Genomic DNA, 16,629 nt, shown 5'->3' on the forward strand with positions numbered 1-16,629 from the left:
TCCTTCACGGAGCTTTCTTGGCCGGCTGGCCCCGGTGGTCGGCGCTGCCTGCCTCCCGGCTCTGCACGAACGCGACAAATGCGCGCACATACCGCCGCACGCGCCATCGCTGGAATACGGTCAGCACAATGCCGCCCAGGACCACGGTCGTACCGGCGCTGTCGCCGAGCAGGGGCGACGGATGGAAGAAGGCAATCGCCAGGACGAACGACAGCCACGCGATGTAGAGCGTCAGCATGAGCGGCTCCCGCTTGACCAGGTCGGAACAGCGCCGGGTGATCACATTGCGCTGCCACGGCTGGAACTGCCGCAGCTCGGGGAAGCGGTAGAACAATTGCGCGTGGCGGGCCATCGCATTCTTGCGGCGCTCGGACTCGCCCCGTGCCTGCTCGAGCAGGACACGTGCGATCGCGTCGGCGGCTTCCCTGGAAATCATGCGACCCCCTGCAGGCTGATGGCGGGACCGCGGTTTGCGCAGGCTTCGCCGCGACGCGGAAGGCCCCGGTCTCGCCCGTGTGGTTGATTGACCTCTGGGTTGTCATCGTATCGGATCCGAAGCCCAGCAATGGCGTGGGATGGGCAGGCACAGGCAGCGCGGCCAGCCGCGGGACGGCTGGCCGGATGTCGCTCGGAACAGGGCAAGGGCGACGCGACTGCAGCGGCCGCCAGGCCCGGGTGCCGTCCTCAGTTGGCCTTGGCGGCGGCGGCGGCGGCGACCGGGCTCTGGGCCGGCAGGTTCTGCGGGTTGGCCCGGCCCTGGGTCGCGGACAGCAGCGCGTTCTGCTCGCGCAGCAGGCTGATGATCTGCTCGTTCTGCTCGCGCAGTTGCGGCAGGACGGACATCACGAGTTTGGGCGGCGAATTCTCGGGCAGGCTGACCATCATGCGTTCCATGCGGCCCACCATGCGGTGGCGGACAGCATCGCCGATGCGTTCGCGCTTTGCCCTCAAGAGAAGGCCAAGCCCGAGCAGCCCGCCGGCGGCTGCCACTCCGAGGCCGAGGGGTCGGTTCATGTTTCCTCCCTGCTTCTGTCCGAACGGAACAAGGCACGCACTACGAGCGTCACGCCGAGCGCGATGAACACGAGCGGCATCAGGCCGCCCGGAATGCGCTCCAGCCCGAAGCGCTCGCCGAGCACGTGCCAGCCGCCCCATACGAGCATGGCGATGCCGATCGCCAGGCCGAACACCTCGACGCGCAGCCCCAGGTAGACGCGTGCTGCCTGCACGCCGACGGCGATGACCCCGGCGCCGAACACGCCGGCCGGCCAGCCGACGTCGGCCAGGAAGGCCGCACCGATCCAGATGAACATCAGACCCCAGGAGAAGACGGTGAGTCTGTCGGACGGGGTGCGGCGCGGATTGGCAGGCAGATGGGCTTGGAGACCGTTCACGGTGGACACTCCTGGACGCTGGGTGATCCCACTATAGGCAGGGCAACCAGCCAGGTGTTGACGCGGATCAAGTGCTTGCGGTGGCGTCACCCGGCGAGCTGCCGGCGCTTCGCAGGGCGGCCAGTTCGGCCAGTGCCTTGCGCGATGACTGCTGCCGCGGCTCGCCGAGCTGGACCCGGATCGCGAGCTCTTGCGAGATGTTCTTCTGCGCGTCGTCGAGCCGTCCCTGTTCCACCAGGCTGCGGCCCCAGTGGTGCAGGATCAGCGCTTCCACCCGTCGCCAGCCTCCTGCGCGGGCGAGGTCCAGGGCCAGCATGAAATAGCGCTCCGCCTCGGCGTGCCTGCCGCAGTACTGCAGGGCCGTGGCGTAGGCGTTCCAGAACCACGCGGCCGGTTCGTGCCCTGCGGCGGCCTGCGCCGCATCCGCATGCAGTTGCAGCAGTTCCACCGCGGCGACCTCCATCCGGGCCGTCGTGAGCATGGTGCCCAGGTCGGCTGCCAGCTCCACGATGCGCGCCGCGCCAGCGCCGGCCGCGGCGGCGAGTTCTTCGCGCGTGCTGTGAATGCTGCGCGAAAGAGCTTGCGCATCCGGCGCGGAGAAGCGCATGAACTGGGGAACGGGCTGGGGCATGGTGACCGCGGCGGCGGCTCAGGCCGCCGGGGGCCCGACCGGCTTGTACATCGTGATGTTGGTCGGCTGGTAGCCCAGCTTTGCGTAAAACGCCTGCGCCACCCGATTCTGGCCAACCACATGCAACTCGATCCCCGACAGCCCCATGGCGCCGGCTTCGGCTTCGAGCGCGCGAAAGGCGAGGGTGGCGTGGCCGTGGCGCTGGTGCTCCTTCCGTACTTTCACGTCGTAGACGAAAGCGACTCGGCCGCCGGCGCGCTCCTTGCCGGCGACCCGGAGCCGGCCGACCGCAGCAGCCTGCTCCGCGGCTGCCGTTGGTCTTTGCAGCCGCTTTCTCGCGGCGCACTTGTTCACCGCCGCCCCGCGATCAGCGACCACAGTAAGCCTGCACTTCGGCAGCGTAGTCATGCCTGCCTCGCCTGAATGTCCCGCGCCATTGGTATTGGAAGGGATAGTTCGCCATGGAAGCCTTTTCCTTCTCGTTCAGCATCGAGTACAGCTCCGGCAGGTTCCTGCAATAGCGCTCCTGAACGAACTGCCTTTCGCGTTCTGTTTGCGCGATGTCCTTCGCTTGCAGGAAGGCTTCATACCACGCCCTGTACTCCTCGGCATGTGCGGGGCTGCCGTCGAGATGAAAGACGTTGCCCGAACGCGAAGGAGTGATCGCCGTCAGCCGGAGCATGACCACGTCGGCGTCCGCCGTCAGGTACCGGTACCTCGGGATCTTTTCATAGTTCGTATAGGCATACCCGACGTGAATCTCGGCGGAGTCCTGGTATCCGGGCTTGCGCACGCGCACGTAGGCAAAGTCGCAGCCGACAACCTGCAGGAACGAGAATTGGTACATCCCGTCCTTGTCCGAAGTGACCGTGACATCCCTCACCTTCGCTGAACCGTGACCGAGCAGGGTCCGGCGGCATTCCATCGCGACAGTCGCGCCTTCGATCGGTTGCTGCGTCGTCGTGTCCAAGACCTGGCCATCGCCCCCCAGCATCTGCTGTCCCGAAGCCGACAGACTGGTCAGCGCGCCGGCCAGCAGCCAGAGCCACTTCGCCGACAACACGACGTCGGCGCGCAATGCGTTCATGCCGGACGGCCAACGGATGCAGTGCTGGCGATGCGACTGCAAGTGCTTCCCTGGGCAGGCCATCCACGACATGGTTTGTCGCATTCAAAGTGGCGTCAAAGTGCACAACAGATATGAAGCAGTGTCGCCATCGTCAGGGCCGGCGCGTATCACTCCGTCCGGAAGATGGATCGCGCGCACACCAGAAGCGCCGCAACGGCCGGCGTCACTTTCGCCCCAGCTTGCGGTAGACCGTGGCCCGGCTGATGCCCAGCGCCCTGGCGGCTTCCTGCACGTTGCCGTGCGCCTGGTCGACCGCGCGGCGGATCAGCGCCGCCTGGACGTCGCGCAGCGGCAGCGGCCGCTCGATGCCGGGTGCATGGCCGACCGGCCCGGCGCCGGGCGTCTGCGCCAGCACCTGCAGCACCAGCCCGGACCACAGCGGCACCTCGACCGCGCGGCCGCGGCGGGCGGCGTCGAATAGCAGCTCCCACGGCATCGCGAACAGCTCGCTGCAATGCACCGGCAACTGGCCTTGCGCCAGCTGCGCCACCATCTGCCGCGCCGCCGTGTTGGCCGTCACCACGTGGCCGTCCAGGTCCAGCCCCAGCAGGCCGTCGCCGTCGTCGCCCAGGGTGCAGCCCGGCCAGTTCACGCGCAACAGCAGCACGTGCTGCTGCGCCAGCGCCAGCGAGTTCTCGATGCTGCGCGCCCACTGCGCCACCAGGTGCTTGAGCTCGGGCCGCTCGGGCACCTCGATGCCGGTCAGGTCCAGCATGCCGGCGCAGCGGCCGTCCGGCCCGAACAGCGGCGCGCCGGCGCAGCTGAACACGGCGGTGTCGTCGAAAAAGTGCTCGCCTCGGTGCAGCCACACCGGCCGCAGCTCGGCCAGCACGGCGCCGATCGCGGTGGTGCCGACCGCACGTTCCGACAGATCCACGCCCACCCGCGCCAGCAGCCGGGCCCGGCGGTCGTTGCCGACCGGGCCGTTGACGTCGATCACCATGCCCTGGGCGTCGGTGAGGATGGCGAAGTAATGGCTGTTGGCGATCGCCCGCCCCAGCTGGTCCAGCAGCGGCCGCGCCACCTCGAGCAGCGCGTGGTTGCCTTCCTCGGCGCGGCGCCGGGCCTGCGCCGGCACCACGTCGAACGTCAGTCGCTGTTCAGGCTGGCGCCCGGCCTGCAGGCAGCGCTGCCAGGAGCGCTCGATCCAGCTGCGTTCGCCGCCGCCGTCCGCCAGCAGCGCGGCGGCCGGGCGGCGTTCGGTGATGACCGTGCGCCGCAGCTGGTCGATCTGCGCGAGCCGGTGCTGCGCCGGGGAATCGAGAGTGGCAACCATGTGGATCCGGAGTGCGGTGGATGAGCTCGCCGGGCGTGGCGGATCGCCATTGTTTCATTTTGAGAATTTCATGTCTCGCCCAATCCAACCTAGGGTTTGCGCTAGGTATCCTGCCCGACCCGGGTTCAACAATGAAACGCGTTTTTTGCCACCCCAAGGAGTCCCGCAATGCAAGTCCAGCTCAATGTCAACGGCCAGTCGCGCAGCGCCGACGTGGCCCCCAACACGCTGCTGGTGCAGATGCTGCGCGAGCAGCTGCGCCTGACGGGCACCCACGTCGGCTGCGACACCGCGCAGTGCGGGGCCTGCACCGTCATCGTCAACGGCCGCGCGATCAAGTCGTGCAACACGCTGGCCGCCCAGCACATCGGCGCCGATGTGACGACCATCGAAGGACTGGCGGCGGCGGACGGCACGCTGCATCCGATGCAGGCCGCTTTCAAGGAATGCCACGGGCTGCAGTGCGGCTTCTGCACGCCGGGCATGGTGATGAGCGCGGTGGACCTGGTCAAGCACCATCCCAACTCCAGCGAGGAGGAGATCCGTGCCTTGCTGGACGGCAACATGTGCCGCTGCACCGGCTACCAGAACATCGTCAAGGCCATCCAGGTGGGCGGCCAGGCCATGGCCACCGCCAACGTCTGAACCCACAGGAGAACGACATGGGTGCATCCGATTTCTCCGGCCTGCCGCACATCGGCGAGGCCGTGAAGCGCAAGGAAGACTATCGCTTCCTCACCGGCTCGGGCAATTACACCGACGACATCGTGCTGGCCAACCAGGCGTACGCCGTGTTCGTGCGCTCGCCGCACGCCCACGCCGTGATCAACTCCGTGGACACCGCGATCGCCGCCAAGATGCCGGGCGTGGTGGGCATCTTCACCGGCAAGGACATCGAGGGCAAGATGGCCGGGCTGCCCTGCGGCTGGCTGATCAACAACCCGGACGGCACCCCGATGAAGGAGCCGCAGCATCCGGTGCTGGCGATCAAGAAGGCGCGTTACGTCGGCGACCAGGTGGCGATGGTGGTGGCGGAGACGCAGGAGCAGGCGCGCAACGCCGCCGAGGCGGTGGTCGTCGATTACGGCGTGCTGCCGGCGGTGGTCAGCGTGGCCGACGCGGCCAAGAAGGCCAGCGGCGTCACCCTGCACGACGAAGCGCCCGACAACCAGTGCTACAAGTGGGCGATCGGCGACAAGGCGGCGGTGGATGCGGTGTTCGCCAAGGCGGCCCACGTCACCCAGATCGACCTGGTCAACAACCGGCTGGTGCCCAACGCGATCGAGCCGCGGGTGGCGATCGGCAGCTACGCCCGCGCCACCGAGGAATACACGCTGTACGTCGCCAACCAAAACCCGCACGTGGAGCGGCTGCTGATGACGGCCTTCGTGCTGGGGCTGCCCGAGCACAAGGTGCGCGTGATCGCGCCGGACGTCGGCGGCGGCTTCGGCTCCAAGATCTTCCTGTATGCCGAGGACGTGTGCCTGACCTGGGCGGCCAAGCAGCTCAATCGCAGCATCAAGTGGACCTGCGAGCGCTCGGAGAGCTTCCTCACGGATGCGCACGGCCGCGACCACGTGACGCACGGCGAGATGGCGATGGACGCCAACGGCAAGTTCCTGGCGATGCGCGTGCACACGGACGCCAACCTGGGCGCCTACCTGTCGACCTTCTCCACGGCGGTGCCCACCATCCTGTACGCCACGCTGCTGGCGGGGCAATACACCACGCCGCAGATCTACGTCGAAGTGGACGCGTGGTTCACCAACACCGCGCCGGTGGATGCCTACCGCGGCGCCGGCCGGCCGGAAGCGACCTATCTGCTGGAGCGGCTGGTCTCGCGCTGCGCCTGGGAGCTGGGCATCGGCCAGGACGAGATCCGCAAGCGCAACTTCATCACCACCTTCCCGTACCAGACGCCGGTGGCGCTGCAATATGACACCGGGGATTTCGCCAGCTGCATGAGCAAGGCGCAGTCGCTGGGCGAGGTGTCCGGCTACGCGGCGCGCAAGGCGGCGACGGAGGCCAAGGGCAAGCTGCGCGGCATCGGCTACTCCAGCTACATCGAGGCCTGCGGCATCGCGCCGTCCAACATCGCCGGCGCGCTCGGCGCCCGGGCCGGGCTGTTCGAATGCGGCGAGATCCGCGTGCACCCGACCGGCAGCGTGACGGTGTTCACCGGCTCGCACAGCCACGGCCAGGGCCATGAAACCACCTTCGCGCAGGTCGTCGCCGCCCGGCTGGGCATCGCGGTCGATGCGGTGGACGTGGTGCACGGGGACACCGGCCGCGTGCCCTTCGGCATGGGCACCTATGGCTCGCGCTCGATCTCGGTCGGCGGCGCCGCCATCATGAAGGCGCTGGACAAGATCGAGACCAAGGCCAAGAAGATCGCGGCGCACCTGATGGAGGCCAGCGACGCCGACGTGGAATTCTCCAACGGCGAGTTCAAGGTCAAGGGCACCGACAAGAAGGTGACCTTCGGCCAGGTGGCGCTGACGGCCTACGTGCCGCACAACTATCCGCTGGACAAGCTGGAGCCGGGCCTGAACGAGACCGCCTTCTACGACCCGACCAACTTCACCTTCCCGGGCGGCACCTACATCTGCGAGGTGGAGGTGGACAAGGCAACCGGCGAGGTCAAGGTGGACAGCTTCACCGCGGTGGACGACTTCGGCACCATCATCAACCCGATGATCGTGCAGGGCCAGGTGCACGGCGGCATCGCCCAGGGCCTGGGCCAGGCGTTGATGGAGAACTGCGTGTACGACAACCAGAGCGGCCAGCTGCTGACCGGCAGCTTCATGGATTACGCGATGCCGCGCGCCGAGGACTTCCCGCCGATCAAGCTGGGGACGGTGTGCACGCCCTGCACCCACAACCCACTGGGCACCAAGGGTTGCGGCGAGGCCGGGGCGATCGGCTCGCCGCCGGCGCTGATCAACGCGGTGCTCGACGCGCTGGCGCCGCTGGGCGTGAAGGACCTGGACATGCCGGCGACGCCGCACCGTGTCTGGGAAGCGATGGACAAGGCGCGCAAGCTGGCGCAGTAGCAGCAAAGGAATCACCATGTACACCTTCACACTCGAACGGCCCACCACCCTGGCCGACGCGGTCCGCCTGGCAGCGGCCGGCGCCAAGCCGCTGGCCGGCGGCCAGACCCTGCTGGCCTCGATGAAGCTGCGGCTGTCGGCGCCCGAGCAGCTCGCCGATCTCTCCGCCGTCCAGGAGCTGACCGGCATCCGCAAGGAAGGCAACGCGCTGTCGATCGGCGCGATGTCGCGGCACATGGACGTCGCCACCAACGCGGAGGTCAGGGCGGCCTATCCGGCGCTGGCGGCGCTGGCCGACGGCATCGGCGACCGCCAGGTGCGCGCGCTGGGCACCATCGGCGGCTCGGTCGCCAACAACGACCCGGCGGCCTGCTACCCGTCGGCGGTGCTGGCCTCCGGCGCGACCATCGTCACGGACCGGCGCGAGATCGCGGCCGACGACTTCTTCCAGGGCATGTTCACCACGGCGCTGGACGGCGGTGAGCTGATCACCAAGATCCGCTTCCCGATCCCGAAACGCGCGGTGTACGAGAAGCTGCGCCAGAAGGCCTCGCACTTCCCGCTGGTCGGCGTGTTCATCGCGCAGTACGACAACGGCGTGCGGGTCGCCGTCACCGGCGCCAGCAACGGCGGCGTGTTCCGCCACACCGGGCTGGAGCAGGCGCTGACGCGCAGCTTCACGGCGGACGCCGCCAGCAAGGTGAAGATCGACGCCACCGACCTCAACTCCGACCTGCACGCGACCGCCGCTTACCGCGCCAACCTGATCAGCGTGCTGGCGCAGCGCGGCGTCAACCGGATGCTTGATCACTGAAAAATCGCAGAGGCGATTTTTCAGTGGCTGATCAGTGTCAAGAGGACCGGCAAAGCCGGATCCTCCTGACAAGGGGAACCTGGCTGCGCGTTGCTGCGCCAGGTTCGTCGTAGGGTCGGGCCTCTGCTGAACATCATTTTGTTAACAGGTACCCTAGCGCAATGAATCTTTCCGCGCCTGCATCGACAGCCCCGTTTTCCACCGTCGACGCTGTCGTGCAGGCGCTGGAAGGCGAGGGCTACTTCGCCGACCGCCGGCTGGCCACCGCCGTGTTCCTCGCGCTCAAGCTGCAGCGCCCGCTGCTGCTGGAAGGCGAGCCGGGCGTGGGCAAGACCGAGCTGGCCAAGGCGCTGGCCAGCGCGCTGCAGCGGGCCCTGATCCGGCTGCAGTGCTACGACGGGCTGGAACACCGCGAAGCGCTCTACGAATGGAATTACGCCGCGCAGCTGCTGCACATGCGCGCGGCGGAACTGACCCATGCCGGCTCGGTCGGCGCCGAATCGGTGGAGCGCGAGGTGTACACGGACCGCTACCTGATCCGCCGGCCGCTGCTGCAGGCGCTGCAGACGCCCGAGCCGGGCGCGGTGCTGCTGATCGACGAGGTGGACCGTGCCGACGAGCCGTTCGAGGCCTTCCTGCTGGAGTACCTGGGCGAATACCAGGTGAGCATCCCCGAGATCGGCACCATCAGCGCGCTGGCCACGCCGGTGACCATCCTCACCAGCAACCGCACGCGCGAGCTGCATGACGCGGTCAAGCGCCGCTGCCTGTACCACTGGGTGGACTATCCCGAGCGCGAGCGCGAGCTGGCGATCGTGCGGGCCCGCGTGCCGCAGGCCAGCGAGGCGCTGTCGCGGCAGGTGGCGGAGTTCGTCGCCCGGCTGCGCAGCCAGCCGTTCGCCAACGCCTTCCAGCGCGCGCCCGGCATCGCCGAGAGCGTGGAGTGGGCCAAGGCGCTGGTGGCGCTGGACACGCTGGTGGTGGACCCGGAAGTGGTGGCGGACACCGCCGGCATCCTGTTCAAGCAGCGCGAGGACGTGGCGGCGCTGACGCGCGAGCTGGCCGTGGAGCTGCTTAGGCCGGAAGAAGCGCCGGCGAACTGAGGGCCTGCCATGCGACTGGGCGACGCGCGCGCCGGCAAGCTGGCCGACAACATCACCGGCTTCGGGCGGGCGCTGCGGCGCGCCGGGGTGCCGGCCGACAGCGCGCGCATGGCGCTGGCGACGCAGGCCGCGCAACTGGTCGGCGTGGCCAGCAAGGCCGACCTCGGCGCCGCGCTGGAGACGGTGATGATCAGCCGCGAGCAGGACCGGCAGGTGTTCCGCGAGCTGTTCGACGCCTATTTCAGCGATCCGGAAATGGCCAACAAGCTGCTGGCGCAACTGCTGCCCAGCGCCGAGGGCAGGGCCGAGCCGAACAAGCGCCGGCCGCGGGTGAACGAGGCGCTGGCGCCGGCCCGCGCGCTGGGCGCCAGCGCGCCCAAGGCCGACAAGGAAGTGGACTTCGACGCCGCGATGACGGCCAGCGACATCGACATCCTCAAGCACGCCGACTTCAACGGCCTGTCCGCGTCCGAGTACCGGCTGGTGGAGCAGCTGGCGCGCGACATCGCGCTGCCGGTGCCGCGGCTGTCGGCCCGGCGGCTGCAGCCGGGGGCGCGCGGCGCGACGCTGCACTGGCCCGGCGTGCTGCGGCGGGCGGCGCGCACCGGCGGCGAGCTGCTGGAGCTGCCGCGCCTGCGCCGGCAGGAGCAGCCGCTGCCGCTGCTGGTGCTGGTGGACGTGTCCGGCTCGATGGAGCGCTATGCGCGGCTGCTGCTGGCCTTCCTGCATGCGGCCACGCGCGGGCTGCGGCGCGACGTGTTCGCCTTCGGCACCCACCTGACCGACCTCACGCCGGCGTTCCGGCTGGCCGACACCGACGCCATGCTGGCGGCCGCCAGCGCCGCCATCGACGACTTCGCCGGCGGCACCCGGCTGGGCGATTCGCTGGCGACGCTGCGCCAGCGCCACGCGCGCCGGCTGGTCGGCCGCCGCACGCTGGTGCTGCTGATCACCGACGGCCTGGACACCGGCGAGCCCGAGGCGCTGGAGACCGAGGTGCAATGGCTGGTGCGCCACAGCCGCAAGCTGCTCTGGCTCAACCCGCTGCTGCGCTTCGACGGCTATGCGCCGGCGGCGCGGGGCGCGGCGGTGCTGCACCGGCACGCGCATGGCATGCTCGCAGTCCACAATCTGAGCAAACTGAAGGACCTGGCGGCTGGGCTGGCCGCGGTCATGAACAACAAGGACTGAACATGGACATGGAAGGCAGCCGCGCGCTCGCGGTCACGCAGCAGCAGGCATGGGACGCGCTCAACGACCCGCAGGTGCTCAAGACCTGCATCCCCGGTTGCGAGAAGATCGAGGCCAGCGGCGACAACCAGTACGCCGTGGCGCTGGCCGTGAAGATCGGACCGGTGCAGGCCAAGTTCAACGGCAAGATCACGCTCAGCGAGGTCAACGCGCCCGACAGCTACACCATCACCTTCGACGGCCAGGGCGGCGCCGCCGGTTTCGGCAAGGGCGTGGCCCGGGTGAAGCTGTCGCCCCTGCCCGACGGCCCGGGCTGCCTGCTCGAATACAAGGTGCAGGCGCAGGTGGGCGGCAAGATCGCCCAGCTGGGCCAGCGGCTGATCGACGGCGTCGCCAAGGGCATGGCCGAGGATTTCTTCAAGCGCTTCGACGCCGAGATGCAGCGCGTGCATCCGCAGGCGTATGCGGCGCGGCAGGCCGCGGCGGAAGCGGTCGCCGAGGCGGCCGGCGGCATCGGCGCCGTGCCGTCGGCGGCGGTGGCGAACCCGCAGGGCGTCACCGTGCCCACCTGGGTCTGGGTGGCGGTGGCCTTCGCGGTCGCGGTGGTGATCCTCCTGTTCGTCAAACGCTAGCCCGGGCCGTGCGCGGGGCATTCGGATGACCGCGACCGGTCCGCTGCGCCGCGCCGCCATGCTGGCTGGCCTGGCGCCGCTGCTTGCATTCGCGCAGCCACCCGATGCCGACGCCGTGCACGCGCTGCAGCCGGTGGAGGTGTTCGGCCGCACGCCGCTGCCGGGGCTGGTGAGCTCGCCGCAGTGGTATCCGGGCAATGTGCAGCTGGTAGACGACGGCGCCATCGAGCGCGGCAAGGCCGTCAACCTGCCGGACTTCATGAAGCGCCAGCTCACCGGCGTCACGGTCAACGAGGTGCAGGGCAGCCCGTTCCAGCTCGACGTGAACTACCGCGGCCATCGGCTGTCGCCGACGCTGGGCACGGCGCAGGGCCTGTCGGTGTACCTGGACGGCGTGCGCGTCAACGAGGCCTTCGGCGACGTGATGAACTGGGACCTGCTGCCGGAGGCGGCCGTCGCCAGCCTGGCGCTGATGCCCGGCTCCAATCCGCTGTTCGGCCTGAGCACGCTGGGCGGGGCGCTGGTGCTGACGACCAAGTCGGGCCTGAGCCACAAGGGCACGGAAGCGGATTTTTCGGTCAGCAGCACCGGCCGCCGGCGGCTGGACCTCGGCCACGGTGTGCAATGGCAGGGCGGCTGGCACGGCTACGCCGCCGCCACGCTGTTCGACGACAGCGGCTGGCGGGAACGCTCGCCGGGCCGGCTGGCCAACCTGTTCCTCAAGCTCGGGCGGCGGCAGGGGGCGGACGACTGGAGCCTGAGCTGGCTGGCGGCCGGCAGCCGGCTCACCGGCAACGGGCCCCTGAGCCAGTCGCTCTACGACGTCGATCCGCGCGCCGGCTACACCTTCAGCGACACCACGCGCAGCCGCACCTCGCTGCTGAATTTCAGCGGCACGCGCAGCCTGGCGTCAGGCGACAAGCTCTCGCTGGTCGCCTGGCACCGCGAGGGCCGGCGCCAGGGCAGCAACGGCGACGTCGCCGATGCGGCCGATGGCGACGCCGGCGCGCCGGCGGCAGTGCTGAACGACTCCACCGCGACGCAGCGGAGCAGCGGCGCCGGCCTGCAATGGACCCGCCAGGCCGGCCGCCACCAGTTCGCGCTGGGCGCCGATGCATCGGCCAGCCGCATCGGCTACCAGCAGAGCACCCAGGCCGGCAGCTTCGACGTGTCGCGGCTCGCGGTGGCCGATCCCGGCGCGCCGATCGAGCAGCAGGTGGCGCTGTCCGGCACCAGCCGCCAGGCCGGGCTGTTCGCCACCGACATCGTGAGCATCGGCGAGCGCACGCAGCTCACGCTGTCGGCGCGCTGGGACCGCACGCGGGTGAGCAACACGCTGACGTCCGGCGGCGCCAGCGGCACCGAGGCGTTCACCTTCAGCAAGCTGAACCCGGCGCTGGGCCTGGCCCATGCCTTCTCCCCGACGCTCAACGTGTTCGCCAACCTGTCGCAGGGCACCCGGGTGCCGACGGTGCTGGAGCTGGGTTGCGCCGATCCCGCGCGGCCCTGTGTGCTGCCCACCGGCCTGCAGTCCGACCCGGCCCTGCGGCAGGTGGTGGCCCGCACCGGGGAATTCGGTTTCAGGGCACGGCCGCTGCCGCCGCTGCAACTGTCGGCGGCGCTGTTTCGCACCGTGAGCCAGGACGACATCCTGTTCCTGCGCTCCGGCGTGTCGCAGGCCGGCTACTTCACCAACGTCGGCCAGACGCTGCGCCAGGGATTCGAGCTGTCGGCGCGCTGGCGCAAGGCACCGTGGCAATGGCATGCGGATTACAGCCATCTGGATGCGACTTACCGCAGCCAGGGCACGCTGCCCGGCCCGCTCAGCACGCCGCAGCGGCCCGACAGCTTCCGGCCCGGCACGCCGATCGCCGGCCTGCCGCGCCAGGTGCTCAAGCTGGGCATCGACTGGCAGGCCACGCCCGCGCTCACGCTCGGCGCCGACTGGCTGGCCGCGGGCTCGCAGGTGGTGGCAGGCAACGAGAGCGGCAACCGTCCCGAGCTGGGCCGGCTGGCGGGCTATGCGGTGCTGGATGCGCGCGTGGTGTGGCAGTTGCAATCGCGCTGGCAGGCCTGGGCGCGCGCGGGCAATGTGCTGGACAAGCGCTACGCGACGTTTGCCACCGGCAACCGCGATTTCTTTCCCGGCGGGCGGGCGCTCGGCCCGGGCCAGGAAGCGGCGGCCTCGCGCTTCCTGGCGCCGGGCACCGGCCGCAGCCTGACGCTGGGCCTGCGCTACGAATGGGACGAATGAGCCTCAGCGCAGGCTGGTGAGGTAGTGCGCGAGGTTCTCGATGTCGGTGTCGCTCAGCGTCTGCGCCACGCTGGTCATGCTGCCGGCGTCGTTGTTGCGGCTGCGCGTCTTGAAGTCGTGCAGCTGCTGCACGATGTAGTCGTATTGCTGGCCGGCCACCCGCGGGATCTCGTTCTGGCCCAGGAAGCCGCCGAGGTGGCACATGGTGCACAGCGTTTCGTCGGCCTTGGCCTTGCCCAGTTTCACCTTGGCGTCGTCGGCCTTGAAGGTCGAGGGCTTGAGCGGCTGGGCGGCGAAGAAGTTGGCCAGGTCGATCATGTCCTGCCGCGACAGCGGCTTGGCCATGGGCGACATCACCGGGTTGTTGCGCCGCCCTTCCTGGTAGTCGCGCAGCTGGATGTAGATGTAGCGCCAGGTCTGGCCGGCGAGGTTGGGGAAGTTGGGCGCGACGGAATTGCCGTCCGCCCCATGGCAGGCCGCGCACACCTGCGACTTGGCCCGGCCCGCCTCGACGTCCTGCGCCGGCGCCTGCGCCAGCGCGCCGCAGCACGCGGCCGCCAGCACGGCACACATCAGCGGGCCGATCGCTCTCAAGTCAGTCCGGCAGGGCGAACACCACCATCGTGTTGCCCCGCTTGTAGTCGAGCTGGGTGTTGCCGCCGCAGCCCATCGCGATGTATTGCTTGTTCTTCACCATGTACGAAACCGGCATCGCATTGGCGCCGGCGCCGCAGTTGAACTCCCACAGCAGCTTGCCCGTGCCCGCATGCAGCGCGCGGAACAGGCCGTTGCCTTCGCCGTAGAACACCAGGTCGCCGGCGGTGGCCAGCGCGCCGCCGATCAGGGGTTGCTCGGTGTCGAACTTCCACGCGATCTTGCCGGTGTCCACGTTCACCGCCGCCAGCCGGCCCCACTGCTTCTCGCCCTCGATCACCTTGAAGGCGCCGCCCAGCCAGAGCTTGCCGCCCGGGTACTTGGAGGGCTCCACGTGGTAGGTCATGGGCTGGTGCAGGTTCAGCGCGTAGGCCAGCCGGTGCTTGGCGTTGTAGGCCATCGGCGACCATTCGACGCCGCCGTTGGCGCCCGGCAGCATGCGCGAGCCGCCCGGCGTGGGCAGCACCCACATGTTCTCCTGCGGGATCATGGCTTCGGAGAAGCGGATCAGCTTGCCGGTCTCGCGGTCGTGGATGTAGATGTGGCCGGTCTTGCCGCCGTGCATGACGGCCGGCACCATCCGGCCCGAGCTGTCCTTCACGTCCAGCAGCACCGGCGGGCTGACCGCGTCCAGGTCCCAGACGTCGTGCGCGATGTACTGCGAATGCCACTTGTAGGCGCCGGTGTCCAGGTTCACCGCCACCATCGAATTGGTGTACAGGTTGTCGCCGGGGCGTTCGGCGCCGAACAGGTCGGGCGAGGGATTGCCGGCGACGAAGAAGATGGTGCGGGTCTTGAGGTCCACCGCCGGATTCATCCAGACGCCGCCGCCCAGCGTCTGGTAGAAGGACGCGTCGCGCGCCAGCGCCGCCTTCTCGGCCGCGATGTCGCGGTGCATGTTGCGGCCGGTGGCGTCGTTCTCCGCCCACACGCCCTCGTGGCCCTTCTCCGGGATGGTGTAGAAGGTCCAGAGCAGCTTGCCGGTGTTCGAATCGAAGGCCTTGACGAAGCCGCGGATGCCGTATTCGCCGCCGTTGGTGCCGATCAGCACCTTGCCGTCCGCCACCGTGGGCGCCATCGTTTCGCTGTAGCCCTTTTCCGGGTCGGCGATCTCGGTCTGCCACAGCACCTTGCCGGTCTTGGCATCCAGCGCCACCAGCTTGGAATCGAGCGTGCCCATGAACAGCTTGCCGCCCTCGATGGCGACGCCGCGGTTGTTCGGGCCGCAGCAGAAGGTCGTGATCGGACCCATGTTGTGCTTGTAGTGCCAGAACTCGTGGCCGGTGACCGCGTCCAGCGCATAGACGTGGTTGAACGAGGTCGTCATGTACATGATGCCGTCCACCACGATCGGCGCCGTCTCCATCGACTCGCGCACTTCGGTCTGGAACATGAAGACCGGCTGCAGCCGGCGCACGTTGCCGGCGTTGATCTGGCTGCCCGGATAGAAGCGGGTCTGCGCATAGCCGCCGTTGGTGTGCAGCCAGTCCTTGGACTGGCGGTCGGCGTCATTGAGCTGGGCCTGCGACACGTTGGGCGCGGTGGCGATTTCCCTGGGGCCGGCGTAGCGGCCCTGGCCCTGGATTTCCTGCGCGCCGGCCGCCCAGGCCAGCGTCCCGAGGGCGAAGACCGCGGCCAGCCGCAGCGTCGTGGACAGTTTCATTTGGCGTCTCCTCAATGCAATTGTTCGTGCGTTGCCATGACCGAACTACGGGCGCTGTTCGCGCTTCTCTGGGGCAGAATGCAGTATTAAGATTTCCCGCGCCGGTTGCAAGTGGCATTCCGGCCGGCGCATCGGAAACCCCGCTGCGTACGCCGAAATTCTCTTTTTGAGACAGACCATGAAGCAAGCAATCCGGTGGACGGTCCTGTGCCTGATCGGCGCGGTGGCCACGGCGGCGATGGCCCAGCAGGGAGCCGACCAGATCAACATCAACGGCCAGCTCGTCCTGGCCGCGCGCGGCGGCCTGGTGCCGCGGGTGAAGGCCCTGCTCGAGCAGGGCGCCAGTGTCAATTCGCGCGACCGCAACGGCGACACGCCGCTGAACATGGCGTCGGCCAGGGCCAATGCGCCGATGGTGGCCGCCTTGCTGGGCGCCGGCGCCGATCCCAACCTGCCCAACATCGCCGGCGTCACGCCGCTGATGGGCGCGGCGTTTGCCGCCAACGAGGAGATCTTCCGCTCGCTGCTGGCCGCCGGTGCCCGCACCGAACCCGTGGACCGGGTGCACAAGAACGCAGCCACCTACGCCGCGGCCAACGGCTGCACCGGCTGCATCCGGGCCCTGGTCGCGGCCGGCGTGCAGGTCAATGCGCGGCTGGAAAACGACCTGACCCTGCTGATGTGGGCGGCAGCCTATGGCCACGAGGACACGGTCAAGCTGCTGCTGGAGCAGGGCGCCGAGCGCAAGGCGCGCGATGCGCGCGGCAAGAGCGCCGCCGACATGGCGCGCGAGGGCAAGCACCTCGCGCTGGCCAGCCTGCTCGATTCCTGACCC

General features: G+C 69.2%; 17 protein-coding genes. 8 read left to right on the forward strand and 9 right to left on the reverse strand.

Annotated elements, in window-relative coordinates; all coding sequences use genetic code 11:
• Window positions 1–4: 4 nt before the first annotated feature.
• From ACFPOE_RS16110 to ACFPOE_RS16140, 7 genes are all read right to left on the reverse strand, one after another.
• Window positions 5–436 (reverse strand): hypothetical protein, encoded by a 432-nt coding sequence (locus tag ACFPOE_RS16110; RefSeq protein WP_376851173.1) that lies wholly within the window; start codon window positions 434–436, stop codon window positions 5–7.
• 248 nt (window positions 437–684) lie between these two features.
• Entirely contained in the window at window positions 685–1,014 is a 330-nt protein-coding gene (locus ACFPOE_RS16115; protein WP_376851174.1) for a hypothetical protein, read from the reverse strand.
• Window positions 1,011–1,394 (reverse strand): hypothetical protein, encoded by a 384-nt coding sequence (locus ACFPOE_RS16120; protein ID WP_376851176.1) that lies wholly within the window; start codon window positions 1,392–1,394, stop codon window positions 1,011–1,013. Before ACFPOE_RS16120 ends, ACFPOE_RS16115 begins: the two co-directional genes overlap by 4 nt.
• A 67-nt stretch (window positions 1,395–1,461) precedes the next feature.
• Window positions 1,462–2,025, reverse strand: a complete 564-nt coding sequence (locus ACFPOE_RS16125; RefSeq protein WP_376851177.1) for a tetratricopeptide repeat protein — start codon at window positions 2,023–2,025, stop codon at window positions 1,462–1,464.
• 18 nt (window positions 2,026–2,043) lie between these two features.
• Entirely contained in the window at window positions 2,044–2,433 is a 390-nt protein-coding gene (locus tag ACFPOE_RS16130; protein WP_376851179.1) for a GNAT family N-acetyltransferase, read from the reverse strand.
• The gene (locus tag ACFPOE_RS16135) at window positions 2,393–3,112 is read right to left on the reverse strand and encodes a carboxypeptidase-like regulatory domain-containing protein (RefSeq protein ID WP_376851180.1); all 720 of its coding nucleotides are present in this window, start codon (window positions 3,110–3,112) and stop codon (window positions 2,393–2,395) included. The genes ACFPOE_RS16130 and ACFPOE_RS16135 overlap by 41 nt, the downstream gene beginning before the upstream one ends.
• Before the next feature lie 205 nt (window positions 3,113–3,317).
• Complete coding sequence (locus ACFPOE_RS16140; RefSeq protein WP_376851181.1) at window positions 3,318–4,430, reverse strand: helix-turn-helix domain-containing protein; 1,113 nt, start codon at window positions 4,428–4,430, stop codon at window positions 3,318–3,320.
• 168 nt (window positions 4,431–4,598) lie between these two features.
• Between ACFPOE_RS16140 and ACFPOE_RS16145 the strand changes: the two genes are divergently transcribed.
• The 7 genes from ACFPOE_RS16145 (at window position 4,599) to ACFPOE_RS16175 (ending at window position 13,477) form a co-directional block, all read left to right on the forward strand.
• A complete protein-coding gene (locus tag ACFPOE_RS16145) occupies window positions 4,599–5,075 on the forward strand; it encodes a (2Fe-2S)-binding protein (RefSeq protein WP_376851183.1) in 477 nt (158 codons plus the stop codon).
• Window positions 5,076–5,092: 17 nt separating this feature from the next.
• Window positions 5,093–7,483, forward strand: a complete 2,391-nt coding sequence (locus tag ACFPOE_RS16150) for a xanthine dehydrogenase family protein molybdopterin-binding subunit (protein ID WP_376851185.1) — start codon at window positions 5,093–5,095, stop codon at window positions 7,481–7,483.
• Window positions 7,484–7,499: 16 nt separating this feature from the next.
• Complete coding sequence (locus ACFPOE_RS16155; RefSeq protein ID WP_376851186.1) at window positions 7,500–8,297, forward strand: FAD binding domain-containing protein; 798 nt, start codon at window positions 7,500–7,502, stop codon at window positions 8,295–8,297.
• A 161-nt stretch (window positions 8,298–8,458) separates the two neighbouring features.
• The gene (locus tag ACFPOE_RS16160; protein ID WP_376851188.1) at window positions 8,459–9,400 is read left to right on the forward strand and encodes an AAA family ATPase; all 942 of its coding nucleotides are present in this window, start codon (window positions 8,459–8,461) and stop codon (window positions 9,398–9,400) included.
• 9 nt (window positions 9,401–9,409) lie between these two features.
• The gene (locus ACFPOE_RS16165) at window positions 9,410–10,591 is read left to right on the forward strand and encodes a vWA domain-containing protein (RefSeq protein ID WP_376851189.1); all 1,182 of its coding nucleotides are present in this window, start codon (window positions 9,410–9,412) and stop codon (window positions 10,589–10,591) included.
• Window positions 10,592–10,593: 2 nt separating this feature from the next.
• The gene (locus ACFPOE_RS16170; RefSeq protein ID WP_376851191.1) at window positions 10,594–11,223 is read left to right on the forward strand and encodes a CoxG family protein; all 630 of its coding nucleotides are present in this window, start codon (window positions 10,594–10,596) and stop codon (window positions 11,221–11,223) included.
• Window positions 11,224–11,248: 25 nt separating this feature from the next.
• On the forward strand, window positions 11,249–13,477 hold the full coding sequence (locus ACFPOE_RS16175) for a TonB-dependent receptor (protein ID WP_376851193.1): 2,229 nt from the start codon (window positions 11,249–11,251) through the stop codon (window positions 13,475–13,477).
• 3 nt (window positions 13,478–13,480) lie between these two features.
• Here the strand turns inward: ACFPOE_RS16175 and ACFPOE_RS16180 are convergent, their stop codons facing one another.
• Entirely contained in the window at window positions 13,481–14,050 is a 570-nt protein-coding gene (locus tag ACFPOE_RS16180) for a c-type cytochrome (RefSeq protein ID WP_376851911.1), read from the reverse strand.
• A gap of 22 nt (window positions 14,051–14,072) precedes the next feature.
• On the reverse strand, window positions 14,073–15,794 hold the full coding sequence (locus ACFPOE_RS16185) for a pyrroloquinoline quinone-dependent dehydrogenase (protein ID WP_376851194.1): 1,722 nt from the start codon (window positions 15,792–15,794) through the stop codon (window positions 14,073–14,075).
• A gap of 178 nt (window positions 15,795–15,972) precedes the next feature.
• Here ACFPOE_RS16185 and ACFPOE_RS16190 point away from each other — a divergent pair, with 178 nt between their 5' ends.
• Window positions 15,973–16,626, forward strand: a complete 654-nt coding sequence (locus tag ACFPOE_RS16190; RefSeq protein WP_376851196.1) for an ankyrin repeat domain-containing protein — start codon at window positions 15,973–15,975, stop codon at window positions 16,624–16,626.
• Window positions 16,627–16,629: the final 3 nt, after the last annotated feature.

The sequence above is a fragment of the Caenimonas terrae genome (assembly GCF_042655405.1).
Classification (GTDB): Bacteria; Pseudomonadota; Gammaproteobacteria; order Burkholderiales; family Burkholderiaceae_C; genus Ramlibacter; species Ramlibacter terrae_A.

What these genes read in the sequence shown, in the direction of transcription:
- ACFPOE_RS16110 (WP_376851173.1), bottom strand. Translation starts at nt 436, where the DNA reads ATGATTTCCAGGGAAGCCGCCGACGCGATCGCACGTGTCCTGCTCGAG.
- ACFPOE_RS16115 (WP_376851174.1), bottom strand. Translation starts at nt 1,014, where the DNA reads ATGAACCGACCCCTCGGCCTCGGAGTGGCAGCCGCCGGCGGGCTGCTC.
- ACFPOE_RS16125 (WP_376851177.1), bottom strand. Translation starts at nt 2,025, where the DNA reads ATGCCCCAGCCCGTTCCCCAGTTCATGCGCTTCTCCGCGCCGGATGCG.
- ACFPOE_RS16130 (WP_376851179.1), bottom strand. Translation starts at nt 2,433, where the DNA reads ATGACTACGCTGCCGAAGTGCAGGCTTACTGTGGTCGCTGATCGCGGG.
- ACFPOE_RS16135 (WP_376851180.1), bottom strand. Translation starts at nt 3,112, where the DNA reads ATGAACGCATTGCGCGCCGACGTCGTGTTGTCGGCGAAGTGGCTCTGG.
- ACFPOE_RS16140 (WP_376851181.1), bottom strand. Translation starts at nt 4,430, where the DNA reads ATGGTTGCCACTCTCGATTCCCCGGCGCAGCACCGGCTCGCGCAGATC.
- ACFPOE_RS16145 (WP_376851183.1), top strand. Translation starts at nt 4,599, where the DNA reads ATGCAAGTCCAGCTCAATGTCAACGGCCAGTCGCGCAGCGCCGACGTG.
- ACFPOE_RS16150 (WP_376851185.1), top strand. Translation starts at nt 5,093, where the DNA reads ATGGGTGCATCCGATTTCTCCGGCCTGCCGCACATCGGCGAGGCCGTG.
- ACFPOE_RS16155 (WP_376851186.1), top strand. Translation starts at nt 7,500, where the DNA reads ATGTACACCTTCACACTCGAACGGCCCACCACCCTGGCCGACGCGGTC.
- ACFPOE_RS16160 (WP_376851188.1), top strand. Translation starts at nt 8,459, where the DNA reads ATGAATCTTTCCGCGCCTGCATCGACAGCCCCGTTTTCCACCGTCGAC.
- ACFPOE_RS16165 (WP_376851189.1), top strand. Translation starts at nt 9,410, where the DNA reads ATGCGACTGGGCGACGCGCGCGCCGGCAAGCTGGCCGACAACATCACC.
- ACFPOE_RS16170 (WP_376851191.1), top strand. Translation starts at nt 10,594, where the DNA reads ATGGACATGGAAGGCAGCCGCGCGCTCGCGGTCACGCAGCAGCAGGCA.
- ACFPOE_RS16175 (WP_376851193.1), top strand. Translation starts at nt 11,249, where the DNA reads ATGACCGCGACCGGTCCGCTGCGCCGCGCCGCCATGCTGGCTGGCCTG.
- ACFPOE_RS16180 (WP_376851911.1), bottom strand. Translation starts at nt 14,050, where the DNA reads ATGTGTGCCGTGCTGGCGGCCGCGTGCTGCGGCGCGCTGGCGCAGGCG.
- ACFPOE_RS16185 (WP_376851194.1), bottom strand. Translation starts at nt 15,794, where the DNA reads ATGAAACTGTCCACGACGCTGCGGCTGGCCGCGGTCTTCGCCCTCGGG.
- ACFPOE_RS16190 (WP_376851196.1), top strand. Translation starts at nt 15,973, where the DNA reads ATGAAGCAAGCAATCCGGTGGACGGTCCTGTGCCTGATCGGCGCGGTG.